Origin of the sequence: Luteimonas sp. MJ250 (assembly GCF_039548455.1) — a bacterium.
Classification (GTDB): Bacteria; Pseudomonadota; Gammaproteobacteria; order Xanthomonadales; family Xanthomonadaceae; genus Luteimonas.
The window spans coordinates 59,630-72,564 of the sequence record NZ_JBCLVB010000011.1 but is presented as its reverse complement, the minus strand read 5'-3'; the positions used below and the strand labels follow the sequence as shown (position 1 = coordinate 72,564).

Annotated in this window: 11 protein-coding genes; 2 read left to right on the top strand and 9 right to left on the bottom strand. The window is 67.8% G+C overall.

Annotation, left to right across the window (positions count from 1 at the left end; translation table 11 throughout):
• Positions 1-43: 43 nt before the first annotated feature.
• From WCE37_RS07010 to WCE37_RS06980, 7 genes are all read right to left on the bottom strand, one after another.
• Positions 44-1,069, bottom strand: a complete 1,026-nt coding sequence (locus WCE37_RS07010; protein WP_343278723.1) for an FAD:protein FMN transferase — start codon at positions 1,067-1,069, stop codon at positions 44-46.
• Between the two features lie 10 nt (positions 1,070-1,079).
• On the bottom strand, positions 1,080-1,697 hold the full coding sequence (locus WCE37_RS07005; protein ID WP_343278722.1) for a nitrous oxide reductase accessory protein NosL: 618 nt from the start codon (positions 1,695-1,697) through the stop codon (positions 1,080-1,082).
• A gap of 11 nt (positions 1,698-1,708) precedes the next feature.
• Positions 1,709-2,533, bottom strand: coding sequence for an ABC transporter permease (locus WCE37_RS07000; protein ID WP_343278721.1), 825 nt, complete (start codon positions 2,531-2,533; stop codon positions 1,709-1,711).
• Positions 2,530-3,456 carry an ABC transporter ATP-binding protein gene (locus WCE37_RS06995; protein WP_343278720.1) on the bottom strand — a complete coding sequence of 309 codons (927 nt, stop codon included), beginning with the start codon at positions 3,454-3,456 and terminating at the stop codon, positions 2,530-2,532. Before WCE37_RS06995 ends, WCE37_RS07000 begins: the two co-directional genes overlap by 4 nt.
• Positions 3,453-4,679 (bottom strand): nitrous oxide reductase family maturation protein NosD, encoded by a 1,227-nt coding sequence (locus WCE37_RS06990; protein WP_343278719.1) that lies wholly within the window; start codon positions 4,677-4,679, stop codon positions 3,453-3,455. Before WCE37_RS06990 ends, WCE37_RS06995 begins: the two co-directional genes overlap by 4 nt.
• 112 nt (positions 4,680-4,791) lie before the next feature.
• The gene (nosZ, locus tag WCE37_RS06985) at positions 4,792-6,777 is read right to left on the bottom strand and encodes a TAT-dependent nitrous-oxide reductase (protein ID WP_343254531.1); all 1,986 of its coding nucleotides are present in this window, start codon (positions 6,775-6,777) and stop codon (positions 4,792-4,794) included.
• Between the two features lie 40 nt (positions 6,778-6,817).
• The gene (locus WCE37_RS06980) at positions 6,818-9,082 is read right to left on the bottom strand and encodes a 4Fe-4S binding protein (RefSeq protein WP_343254532.1); all 2,265 of its coding nucleotides are present in this window, start codon (positions 9,080-9,082) and stop codon (positions 6,818-6,820) included.
• Between the two features lie 54 nt (positions 9,083-9,136).
• On the opposite strand from WCE37_RS06980, the gene WCE37_RS06975 reads away from it, so the two are divergent.
• Positions 9,137-10,213 (top strand): ferritin family protein, encoded by a 1,077-nt coding sequence (locus WCE37_RS06975; RefSeq protein ID WP_343278718.1) that lies wholly within the window; start codon positions 9,137-9,139, stop codon positions 10,211-10,213.
• A gap of 48 nt (positions 10,214-10,261) precedes the next feature.
• Here WCE37_RS06975 and WCE37_RS06970 read toward each other — a convergent pair whose 3' ends face one another.
• Together WCE37_RS06970 and WCE37_RS06965 are read right to left on the bottom strand one after the other, a co-directional pair.
• On the bottom strand, positions 10,262-10,393 hold the full coding sequence (locus tag WCE37_RS06970) for a putative transporter small subunit (RefSeq protein ID WP_343278717.1): 132 nt from the start codon (positions 10,391-10,393) through the stop codon (positions 10,262-10,264).
• A complete protein-coding gene (locus WCE37_RS06965; protein ID WP_343278716.1) occupies positions 10,390-12,087 on the bottom strand; it encodes a sodium:solute symporter family protein in 1,698 nt (565 codons plus the stop codon). The genes WCE37_RS06970 and WCE37_RS06965 overlap by 4 nt, the downstream gene beginning before the upstream one ends.
• Positions 12,088-12,382: 295 nt before the next feature.
• Between WCE37_RS06965 and WCE37_RS06960 the strand changes: the two genes are divergently transcribed.
• On the top strand, positions 12,383-12,898 hold the full coding sequence (locus WCE37_RS06960; protein WP_343254536.1) for a c-type cytochrome: 516 nt from the start codon (positions 12,383-12,385) through the stop codon (positions 12,896-12,898).
• Positions 12,899-12,935: the final 37 nt, after the last annotated feature.

The window sequence follows — 12,935 nt, the reverse complement described above, 5'->3', positions numbered from 1 at the left end:
TCAACCGGCACGCGCGATCGACAGCCCCTGCGGGGTCCCTGGCCTATGCCGCCGGTTTGCCGTCAGGGCCGGTCACGCGGCCGGCGGCGTCGACGAACCAGGTGCGCACCGACGGGTAGTCCGCGAGCAACGGTCCGCGACGCGCCGGCGACAGGATCGAGAGGGTGGTGGAAAGTCCGTCGGCGAGTGTCGCCCGCGGCGCAGTGACCGACACCGACGCATGGTGGTTGGCGCTGCGGCCGGTGCGGGGATCCAGCAGGTGATGGAGATCCGGGTCGGACCCGAAGCGCGTGCCGTAGCCGCCGGACGTTGCCAATGCGCGATGCTCGCCGTGGTCGCTGCCCAGCGGCAGTTCGAACAGCGTGCGGCCCGGGTCGGTCGGGTCGACCACCGCGGCGCGCCAGGGCCCGCCATCCGGCCTGTGTCCGAGCGCGCGCCCCTCGCCCACGTCGATCAGCACGTTGCCGAACCCGTCGGCCAGCAGCAGGTCGGCGATCCGATCGGTGATGAAGCCCTGCGCCACGCCATTCAGCGAAATCGCCGCGCCGGGCCGACCCAGCCGTATCCGGGCCGCGCCCACTTCGACATCGGCGAATCCGACGCGCTGTCGCGCATGGGCGATGGCCTGGGGCGACGGACCCCGCGGCGACGCATCCGGCCTGGAAAAGTGCTCGAAATACAGCCGCAGCAACGGTTGCACGGTGGGGTCGAATGCACCGCCGCTGCGCTGCGCCAGCGAAAGACCGAACGACAAAAGCTCGACCAGCTCCGTCGGCGGATACTCCAGCAGGCCGGTCGCGTTGAGGCGCGAGAGTGCGGAATCGGGCCGGTACAGGCTGAACACGGATTCAAGCCGCCCGACCTCGGCCACGCAGCGGGCGACCATCGCCTGCGCATGCGGGCGGTCGGGGTGTACCAGCGTCATCGAGGCCGGTGCGCCCAGCGCCACGCCCTTCCAGACGGTGGGTCGCAGCGACGACGCAACCGCCGCCAGTGCAAGACCGCCCGGCATGGATCCCATGGCCGCGCACATGGCGGCGATGGAGAGAAAGCGTCGGCGCTTGAGCATGGCTCGATCCTCAGTGGTCGGGATGCTGCCGATGGCTGTCGGCAGCCGCAGGTTCGTGGCCGTCGGCCGGTTGCCCGGCAGTGTCATGCGTACCGTCGCCGTGGTCCATCGCGCCCGGCATCGTCGGTGACAGATCCACCGGCCCGAGGACGTAGTCGTCGGGAATGCCGTCCAGGCGGACGATCCGCCCGCCGTGCTCGGCGCGGAACGTCTCCGCCGCCGGCTCCGTGGAGAACGGCACCGCCTCCGGCGCGCCCATGCCGCCGGTCATGGTGCTTTCCACCACGAACCACGCGTTGCGCGCATCCACCCAGGTGCCCGCCTCCGGGTGCTCCCAGCTGCGGGCCAGCCCCATGTCGTTGACGTAGACCGCCGACACGTCGCGGGCTTCCTCCGGCAGGCGCAGGAAGGCGACGGTGTCGCGTACCGACGAGAACCAGATCGGACCCTCGCGGCTCTCCAGGTGGATCTGCCCCTTGGGGCCTTCGTGGTCGGAGAGCAGCATTCCGCAGTAGTGGCCGGTTGCATCGTCCGGGACTTCGGCGGCGACCGGAGGCGGTCCTGCGGGACCGGCCCTGTCACACCCGGTGGCCAGCAGCATCGCCAGGCCAAGGGCTGCCCATGTCAATCGTCCAATCCTCATATCGGTCTTCTCCTGAATGCAAGGACCGCCAGGCCCAACGGAACCACCACCCAGGCTGCGAGTACCGCGAGCAGGACGCCCGCGGGCATTGGCGCCGCGTTGCCGGGGCCGGCCAGGCCGCTGTAGAGGGCCACGCTGTCGTTGGCGGTCATGTTGAAGATCCGGTAGACGTCCGCCGGATTGAGCAGCAGCAGTGCGTCCAGCACGTTCTGGGTCACGTAGCGGCCCTGGTCGGCTACCAGGATGCCCAGCAGGGCGGTGTCGTAGAGCAGCACGAACACCAGCCAGGCGCCGACGGCCAGGCCGGCCGCGGTGGCACGCTCGCGCACCAGGGTGCTGGCCAGCACGCCCATCGACACGAACGCCGCACCCAGCATGATCGAGGTGAGCACCATCATCGAGAAGGCGCCCCAGGCAAGCGAGTCGGATTCGCTGCCCATGGCCAGCGCGCCCGCCGCGACGCCATAGCCGAGCAGGGTGGCAATGCCCAGGATGCACACGTGGCCCAGCGCCTTGCCCACGACCACCTGCGAGCGTGCCACCGGATAGGACAGCAGCAGCATCAGCGTGCCGCGCTCCTGCTCGCCCACGATGGCGTCGAACGACAGCAGCAGGGCAATCAGGGGCACCAGGAAGATCGTGAGGCTGGCCAGGCTCACCACCACGACCGCCATCGGGTCGGCCCTGACCGCACCTGTGGGGGCACTGCCGAGCAGCACCAGTGACAGCGACAGCGCGGCCAGCAGCAGCGTGGTCGCGACCACCCAGCGGTTTCGCAGCCCGGCCCGCACCTCCTGCATGGCAAGCTTCAGGACGTTCATGCCGCACTCGCCTCCTGCTCCACCAGATGGCGGTAAAGATCCTCGAGTCCCGGCGTCGCCGTAGTGATGTCCTCGATGCCGTCGACTGTTGCCAGGGTGCGCAGCGCGGCCATCTTTTCCGCAGCCGGCACGCTGAGCACGAGCGTGCCATCGGTACGCACCGTGCACTGGCTTCCTGCCGGAAGCCTCGCAAGCAGTTGCGCCGTATCGTGGCTGCCGTCGCGCACGCGCAAGCGGAGCCTTGCATCCGGCACCGCGCCCTCGCGCAGATCGTCCAGGGTACCGGCCGCCAGCAGGTTGCCGCGATGCATGACCGCCACCCGGTCCACCCGGTTCTCGACCTCGGCCAGGGCGTGGGTGCAAACCAGTACCGTGGCGCCGCTGCCGCGCAGCATGTCGATGGTGTTGAACACATCGACCCTGGACGCCGGGTCCAGGCCACTGGTCGGCTCGTCGAACAGCAGCAGGCGCGGCTCTCCGATCAGCGCCTGTGCAATTCCCAGCCGCTGCCGCATGCCCTTGGAGTAGGTCGAAACCCGGCGTTTGGCTGCGTGCGCGATCCCGACCATCTCCAGCAGTTCGCCGTTGCGACGCGGCGAGTGGCGCTTCAGCCCCGCATAGAACGTCATCAGCTCATTGCCGGTCATCGCGCCGTGGAAGGCGACGTTCTCGGGCAGGAAGCCAAGCGTGCGCCGGGCTTCGGCGCCGTGGGCACCGGCCGGGTCCACGCCCGCCACGCGCACTGTGCCCTCATCGGGCCGCACGAGTCCGAGCAGGAGCTTGATCAGCGTGGTCTTGCCGGCGCCGTTGTGGCCGACCAGGGCGGTCGCTTCACCGGCATGCAGGGCAAGGGTGACGTCCTGCACCGCAACCACGTCGCCGTATCGCCGCGTCACGTCGTTCCACTGGGCAATGACGCTCATCGTGCGTCATCCTGCGGCATCTGCGGCGGACGCATGAGTGGGGCGCTGTCCACCACGCCGCCCGTGGACAGGGCGGGGAAGCGCGACTGTGCCCAGCGCACCATCTGCACCGCCGGGCTGCTCACCAGCGCCTTGGCCTGCGGCAGTGTCCACAAGATCTCGTCCATCACGTCGTTGGGCCGGTACGGCCGGTCGCCGATGCCGTCGCCATCCAGGTCATAAGCCGGATTGTCGCTCCAGTAATTGCCCCGACCCTCCGACGCCCAGTCCATGTGGCGCGTGCCCACGTATTTGATCTGCATCCGGTTGGCCACGAATGCGTTGCCACTCAGGGCGTTGCCTTCGGAGCCAGCGGTGAAATGGACGCCGATCGGGCAGCCCTCGAACCAGTTGTCCGTCATCTGGTTCTGGTTGGCGTTGTAGATGAACACGCACTTTTCGCCGCCGTTGCGGACCGTGTTGCCAACCACCCGCGAATCATTGGTGGCGTTGAGCATCAGGCCATGGTCCCTGTCGTTGATGGACACGTTGTCGCGGATTTCCAGGCCCTTGGAAAACATGATCGCCCAGCCGACGTGGTTGCCGCGGGACGTGTTGCCGATGATCCGGCTGTCGTGGGTGTACATGTAGTGGATCGCGAAGCGCAGGTTGGAAAAGGTGTTGTCCCGGAAGGTGTTCCGGTTGCTGACCCTGACGTAGATGCCGTCGCGGCCATGGCTGATGGTGTTGCCGATCACCTCGGCGCCGGGGGCGTTCCAGATCGTGACGCCGTTGCCGGCTTCTGCCAGGCGCATGTCCTTGAACCCGGTGATGACGTTGCCTTCCACGATCGAGCCTGCGGCTCCATGGAGATAAACGCCGAACAGGTTGTCGACCAGCTTGTTGTCACGCACGTCTGCCCGCGACGCGGACTCCTGGACCAGGATCGCCGAGTCCATCGCCGCCAGGTCGGTGCCCGACCCGCTGATCTGGAGCCCGTGGACGCGCACATCCGGGGCCGTGACCGTGACCACGCTGCCGGCACCGGGCCCGGACAGCACCGCGCCGGGCTCGCCGACCAGCGAGAGTGCCCTGTCGATGACGACCGGGCCTGCGTGCCGGCCGGCCTCCAGGCGAACGGTGTCGCCTGGCGCCGCGGCTTCGATCACCGACTGGAGCGGGACGCCAGGTGCCACCCGAAGCTCGGCGGCGAACGCCTGGGCCGCGACCACGGTCCAGGCCATGCCGACAACGCACACAAGGGCATCAGCGACCGCCGCTGCGCGGCGACCGCCCATGCCGGGCGGGCGGCGCCGGTTGCACCGGGCCGCCGGGTGAAGCAGGTACCGCATCCGCTCAGGCCTCGACCAGCATCCGCCCCTTCATTTCCATATGCATGGCGTGGCAGAACCACTGGCAGTAGTACCAGTACACACCGGGGCGGTCGGCGGTGAAGGTGACCGACGCCGTGGCCTGCGGACCGACTTCCATGGCCACGCCGTAGTTGACGATCGTGAAGCCGTGCGTGAGGTCTTCCACGCTGTCGTTGTTGGTCACGTACACGGTCACTTCATCCCCCCGCTTGACCGTGAAGTCGGTCAGGCTGAACGCCGGCGCCACCGAGGTCATGTAGACGCGGACCTTGTTGCCGTCGCGGATTACCTGCGCCGCGGCCTCGAGGGTGACGCCATCCGCCGCGGCCTGCCGGCGCGCGTCTTCCCACATCGGGTCGTTGCGGTCCCAGACGTTGACCGGGTTGACCTTGGAACGGTGGATGATCTCGATGTCATGCGGCTCGGCGAACGACGGGCCGTCGTGCACCAGCACCATCTCGTCGCCGGAGATGTCGATCAGCTGGTCGTTCTCCGGCTTGAGCGGTCCCACGTTGAGGAACCGGTCCTTGGAGAACTTGTTGAGCGACATCAGCCACTTGCCGTCGGCTTCCAGGCTCTCGCCCATCGAGGTGTGGTTGTGGCCGGGCTGGTATTGCACGTCAAGCTTCTGGATGATCGGGTCGACGTCCTCGCCGTTGAACAGCTGCACGGCCTTCTCGATATTCCACTTCACCAGCTGGCTGTCGATGAACAGCGTGGTGTAGGCATTGCCGCGCCCGTCGAACGCCGTATGCAGCGGACCCAGGCCGAGCTCGGGTTCGGCCACCACCGTGTCACGCGGCTGGATGGTGCCGGCGAACAGCTCGGGGAACTTGCGCACGTCGAACACGGTGACGGTCGGCGACAGCTTGCCGTTGGCGACGGCGTGGATGCGGTCGGGCGCCATGTTCATGCCGTGCGGGCTGTTGGACACCGGAACGTAGCGGGTGAAGGCCGAGTTCGCCTGCTTGCGGCCATCCAGGACCGGTGCGCCATTGATCATCTCGGCCTCGCCGTTCGCCACCGCGGCCTCGATCGCCTTGATGTCGAAGATGACGACGTGGTCCTGCTCGGCGGCGGACATTTCCGCCAGCGTCATGCCTTCCTCGGAGTTGTAGCTGGTCGCGAACGCGTACAGGCCGTCGTAATCGGCATCGACGTTGTCCAGGTTGCCGCTGACCATGACCTGCCAGGCGACCTGCATCGTGTCGCCATCGACCGCGGTGAAGATGTAGCGGTATTGCTCCAGGTCATTCAAGTTGGTGCCGTCGTTCTGCAGCGGCACGCTGTCTTCGCCGTTGCAGAACAGATAGCCGGTCTTCGGGTACTTCTGCAGGCGCATGCCATGCACGGTGTGCTGGTTCGGCAGCTCGAGGATCTTGTCGGTCTTCATCACGTCGCAGCGCACGCGCGCGACCCGCGTGTTGGCCTTGTCGTTCATGAACACGTAGCGGCCGTCGTGTTTGCCTTCGGTGAACGACATGTGCGGGTGGTGCAGGTCGCCGTTGAAGTGGGTCCCGCCGCGGGTGCTGAGGAATTCCCTCGTCTGCGGCGTCAGGCCTTCGGTGAGCACCTTGAGGCTCTCGTTGGTCTGGCCCCAGCCGGTGGCGCTGCAGCGGTTGAACACCGGGATCCGCATCAGCTCGCGCATCGACGGCATGCCGATGATGCGCAGTTCGCCGCTCTGCCCGCCGGAAAGGAATCCGTAGTACTCGTCGAGTTCGCCGGGTGCGATGTGGATCTTGGCCGCCGCATCCGACGTGGCCGTGCCGCCGCCCGCGGGCGCCGCGCCGGCCGCCGCGCCGGTGCCGTTGCCGGACGCGCTCCTGTCGCCGCAGCCGGCCAGGAGGCCGGTGGCGGCAGCGCCGGCTGCCAGAGCCACACTGCCCGTCAGCATCGCCCTCCGGCCGGAATTCGGCAGCGACGTGTCGGCCGCCGGGTCGATCGATTTGCTCTTGTCGTCACTCACGTTCGTTTCTCCATTGGGAATTGGATCCATGCAGCGGGGTTCACTGACTGGCATCGGCTGCTGCGGTCTGGTCGCCGTCTGCGGGCAGCACCGCCAGCGGTATTGACTTCGAGGCCGCCGCGCGCCTTTCGCGCTTGAGCCGGCGCTGGATCTGGACCGGGCACTTGGTATCACTGTGGTACAGCACCTGGCAGTGCAGGCACGAGATGCACTCGTTCGGGTTGATGTGGCCTTCGGGGTGGATCGCTTCCACCGGGCATTCCTTGAAACAGCGCATGCACGGGTTGCCGCACTCGCGGTAGCGCTTGAGCCAGTCGAACATCCGCATGCGCCCGGGGATCGCAAGCGCAGCGCCAAGCGGGCACAGGTACCGGCAGAAGAAGCGCTCGACAAAGAGCCCGGCGACGATCAGGGCCACGGCAAACAGCACGAACCACCACTCGCGCATGAAGCGAAGGATGATCGCGGTCTTGAAGGGCTCGACTTCCGCCAGCTGCTCGGCGAAGGCCAGCGACCCCAGCGAAACGCCGAACAGGACCAGGAAGATGATGTACTTGATCGGCCACATGCGCTGGTGGACGCCCCACGGGATCTTCAGCTGCGGCACCTTCAGCGCCTTGGCGACCCGGTTGGTCAGCTCCTGCAGGGCACCGAAAGGGCACAGCCAGCCGCAGAACGCCCCGCGTCCCCAGAAGATCAGCGCCACCGCGACCGAACACCACAGGATGAAGATCAGCGGATCGACCAGGAACGAGGACCAGTTGAAACCATCGCGGAGCGAGGTCGCGAATGTCAGGACGTTGACCACCGACAGCTGGGCCTGGGCCACCCAGCCCAGCCAGAACAGGGTGACCACGAGGTAGGCCAGGCGGATCCGGTCGAAGAGCAGCTCGCGCTTCACCAGGGCATCCTGGAAGAAGAAGATCAGGGTCAGCGCGATGAGCATCACGCCGAGCACGGCAATGGAGACGGTCTTGCTCTGCCACATCCGTTTCCACAGGGGATCGGTGTCCTCCTCGAGGAACGCGTGGGACCCCGTGCCGGCGCCCAGCCCGGCCGTGGGCAGCGTGCCGGCTGCGGAGGCGGGGTCCAACCCCGGTGCGGAACCGCTCGTGGTGTATTGCGCAGGGATCGAATAGGGCAGGTCGAAGGACACGAAGGCCTTGGTCAACGCACCGGTCGCCCGCTGCACGAGCAGCTGCAGGCGCCAGGGCTGCGCCGGATCGAACTCGCTGCCGTCCGGAATGACGAAGATCCCGATTTCCCTCAACGAAGGCGCGCCCTCGGCCCCGAGGGCACCCACGCGCCGATGGAACTGGTCACGGAAGCGGATCGTCTCGGCACCCTGGATCAGCTCGATGCGGTCGAAGATGCCGCCGCGGACATACCCGGACCCCTTGAACGAATAGATGCCTGACCCGCCGACCAGGATGGCCTGCTGGCCGGGCGCCAGCATCCGCAGCATGCTGGCGTATTCGCTTTCGCCCAGCAGGCTGCGTCCGATTGCCGGCTGCGACACCAGCGCCACGTAAAGATCAATGAACGGATCGTCCGGCGCGCCGGCCTGCGGACGCCGCGCGGCCTCCGGGTCGCCGGCTTCGGCGAAGCTGTCGTTGACCTCGCCTACGGTCAGGTGCAGGTGCGAGACCGCGCCCTCGTCGAGCAGTTCCTGCCAGCCGGCGATCGAGCCGGCCTCCGCGTCCACGGCGCGGGCTTGCGGCGCCTCGCCCGCAGCCGCGGCCGCAGCCGGCTGGCCGCCGTCCAGGCCCAGCAGGCGGGCCACCCGCGCTGCCGATCTCGTGACGCTTTCCCCCATCACCAGCACGGTCACGGTGGCGCCGCTCACCAGGTCCACACGCGGTGGCCCGGCTCCCGTGGCGGCGGCCTGCAGCGGGTTGTAGCCGACGAAAGGAGCCAGGTAATCGACGACGCGCTGCTCGGGTATGCCGATCAGCACGATCGGTTCACTGTGCGCGACCATCCTGATGCCGGTGATGGTGCCGGCCGTGTCGAGCCCGACCAGGATGTGGATCGGCTTGCTGGAATATCCGTTCGCGTTGACGTACTGCGTGTTCAGGTAGGCGTAGCCAGCCAGTTGGTCGCCGCGGAACACCTGCGCGACCGGCGGCGACTCCCGGGTCGGCCCGAAGCGGTCGGCGCCTGGCACCAGTTCACCGGGCGTGACCTGGTTCACGAACGTGTCGAAAGTGGCCGCCGACTGCGCGACCGCCGGCAGCCACGACATCGCGGTCAACAGGACCATGGCAAGCACAACGCGCCACGCCATGCCGGGGGGATGCCCCAAGATCCACTCCTCGCGGTGCGTATGGGATGATGACGCCGCACTGCTGGTGTCGACATGCGCGGCTTCGTCCACGCGGAGTATAAGCGGGGTTTTGAAATGGGTCGAACACGTCCCGACAGCGATACGACCGACCCGCTTTCGCTCGGCCGGGACAGTGGCGACCAACGCCGCTTCGGGTCCGTGGAACGCGCGCGGCGACGGTCGCGGCTGCGCGCCGATCCCGGCATCGACGTGGTCGACATGCCCACGCTGGTGGGGATCGCAAAGGCCATCGAGGACGAAGCGGTCCGGCGTTACGCACTGCTCGCGGAGCTGATGGACCGTCGCGGAGAGCCCGCGACCGCCGCGGCGTTTCGAGCAATGCTGGAAGAGGAGCGCAGCCACGTGGCGGCCGTCGATCGATGGGCTGCTTCGGTTGGCGAGCCTGCGGTTGCAGCGGACGATTACGAATGGCTCCTGCCGGCCGACCTGTCCAGCTCCTGGGACGAGATATCCGGAAGCGCATTGCTGACGCCGTACCGGGCTTTCGCGGTGGCGGTCGAGAACGAAGAGCGCGCGTTTTCCCTCTACGCCTACCTGGCCGCCCACGCGCAAGACGCGCAGATCAGGGCGGAGGCCGAGAAGCTCGGCGGCGAGGAGCTCCGGCACGCAGCCCTGCTGCGCCGCTGGCGGCGCCGGGCGTATCACCGCGAGCGCCGGACTGCGGCGCCGCTGCAGCCGCAGCTTCAGATCGATTCGACCGAGCTGCTGCGCGAGGTCCTGGCCCAGCACGAGGCGGCGATCGCCGCGACGCATCGTGCGCTGGTACCTCGCCTGGAACGCGCCGGCGACGGGGCCAGCGCGCGCCTGCTGCAGCGTTCCATCCCCGCGGTGGCGCGCGAGGGGACGCCAGGTGAAGCGGCAGGCCCCGAAGCGTCCGCGTCGCCCACGGCGGGCGCGCCCGGTGACGAGGATCCGCGCCACCTGCTGGTCGATGCACAAAAGCCACTGGAAGCGCTGGCGGATGTGCTCGAAGCGGTCATGGCCACGGCCGAAGGTGATCTGTTCGAAGAAGCGGCGGCCGCGACGGACAGCATCGTCAGGCGTATCGCGCAGATCTCGCTGCGGATCGGCAGTTCCGGCGAAGCGTAAGCACTGCAGCCGCTGCTACGGGGTCGTGGTGGCGCCACACCGCGACGCTCACACCAGCTCCTCGCCCTTGCGCCGCGCGCGGCGCACGTCGCGCCACACGCCGCGGCCCATGATGAACATCATCACCAGCACGATCACCGGCCAGACCAGCACATAGGCCACCATCAACAGGTCTCTCATCGGGCCACCCCCGGGGTCTGCACCGGCCGCACCGCGGCACTGCCGCCGGTGCCGGTGTCTTCATCGTCATCGAAGTTGCGCACGCGCCTGGCGATCAGGGCAAAGTCGAAGTCCTCGTCGCTGCGGAAGCTGAGCAGCGCGCACACCACGGTGCTGACACCATAGGCGTTGAGCGAACTCAACAGCACCGGGTAGTCGCGCAGGAAGCCGAAGGTGAAGGGCGCCAGCGCCAGTATCGCCAGCGCGCCCACGGCCAGTCCGGCGTGCTTGCCGAAGAAGCCGAAGGCCATCAAGCCCAGGACCACGCCGGCGCCGACGGTCGCGAACGCCTCGAGTACCAGCGCATACATTCCCGCGATCGGCAGCAGTTCGAAACGCGCCACGGTGAACGCGACCAGCGACACCAGCACCGCGGTAGTGAAGGCGCGGTTGTTGACCTTCTTCCAGTAGACGCTGGCGATCACCGGGAACACGATCGAGCCCCACAGCGCGCCCACGAACACCAGCAGCGAAAGAATGTCGATCCGGAAGCTGGCGAAGACCAGGCCCGCGGTGGTGGCCACGATCATGGTGATGCGCCCCACCCACAGCATGGTGGCCGGGTTGACGCGGCCGCGCGCCAGGTTCTTGCCGTAGATGTCGGTCATCATGATCGACGACAGCGCGGCAAGGTCGGAGTCGGCGGTGGACGACAGCGAGCCGATCACCATGATGAAGAACACGCCGATCATCACCGGCCCCAGGTAGCTCGATGCCATCTGCGGGATCAGGTTGTTGTGGTCGCCGCCGGCGGGTTCGATGCCGACCATCAGCGCCACCACGCCCAGCATGCCCAGGCCGATGACGGTGGCGCCGTAGCTGATGGTGGCGGTCAGGAACGTGGGCTTGATCAGGTCCTCGCGCACCGCGAACAGGCGCTGGGCGATGGTCTGGTTGCCGATGGCATAGGCCAGCACCGCCACGAAGTACGGCGCGCCCTGCTCCAGGAACGCGGTCTTCGAGAACATCGTCGCCTGCTCGGCGCTGAGGCGGTCCCAGCCCTGCGCCACCGCGTCGATGCCGCCGGCGTTGAAGAACACCAGCGGGATGATCAGCGCCGCGGCGCCGAGCATCGCGGCCACCTGGACGACGTCGGTCATGATCGATGCGCGGAAGCCCGACCACAGCGTGTACGACAGCGTGCCGACGCCGGCGATCACCACCCCGTGCACGAAGTCCAGCGGCGACAGCATCGCCACCAGGGCGCCTGCGGCGGTGAAGTTGGCCATCAGGCTGATCACGCTGCCGGCGATGTTGGAGCCGGCGAGGATCAGCTGGCTGGAGCGCCCGTGGCGGGCGTGCATGATCTCGGCCAGCGTGTGCGCTTCGGGCGCGACCTCGCGGAAGCGGCGGCCGAAGGGATAGATGAAAAGGATCATCAGCGCGCCCCACAGGCCGTAATGGATCGGCCCGGAGATGCCGTATTTGTAGCCCGACGTGGCCGCTGCGTAGAAGGAAGCCGCCCAGATCCAGGTGGCGGTCATGCTGGCGGCGGAGATGCCGAAACCCACCGCGCCGTTGGAGTTCATGTAGCCGTCGACGTTCTCGCTCCGGCGCGCGATGCGCGTGGACATCAGGAACGTTCCGCCATAGAAGGCGAGCATCAGCAGCAGGACGGTGGGTGTTTTCAGTTGATAGAACGTGAGGTCGGCCACGGGCAGGCGGATGCTCCCTGGTTGACGGCCATGTGGGCCGGAACGGGACGCAGCACGCAGGACATCCTGCCGGACGGAAGAGGTCCGGGCGAAACCCTTGCCGGGGAGGAACGACTGGAACAGCTGCGCCATGGGGCGCCCCGGAATCGCCCTGGTGGCGACGGCATCGGAAGCGCGGCGAAGGGCATATCCTAGCAGCAGCCCGCAAACAGGCCGGAACACTGCGTTGCAAGGCGACTGTGCTCTATAATCCAGCGCAGCGGTGGCCGCCGGCCACGCACGTCAATGGTGTTCCGTGCGCAACTACGACCTCGACTTCCTCAAGCGATTCTCCCTGGTGATCGGCTTCCTGACCGTGGTGACACTCGGGTTGATCGTCCTGTCCTACTTCGTGCACGTGTCGCTGCCGACCGAGGTCGATCCCTCGACCGCCAGGCACACCGCCAACCGGCTCGCGCCTGTCGGCGCGGTGTATGCAGGCGATACCGGCGCCGCCGCCCAGGCCGCTGCGTCCATGGCCGCCGCCGCTGCCGCGTCCGCGCAGGTCGCCTACGGCGGCACGCTCGATGGCTCGGTCATCTACGGCAACCTGTGCGCCGGCTGCCATACCGCCGGAGTCGCCGGCGCGCCGAAGCTGGAGCCGGCGGACTGGACGGCGCGCATCGCACAGGGCACCGAAACCATGCACCGGCACGCCATCGAAGGCTTCACCGGCGCCACCGGCATGATGCCGGCCAAGGGCGGCAACCCTGCGCTGACCGACGAGCAGGTCATCGCCACCGTCGACTGGATGCTGGAAAACCTGCAGTAAGCTGGCCTCCCGACCGGTCGTCGACGCCGCCCCACCG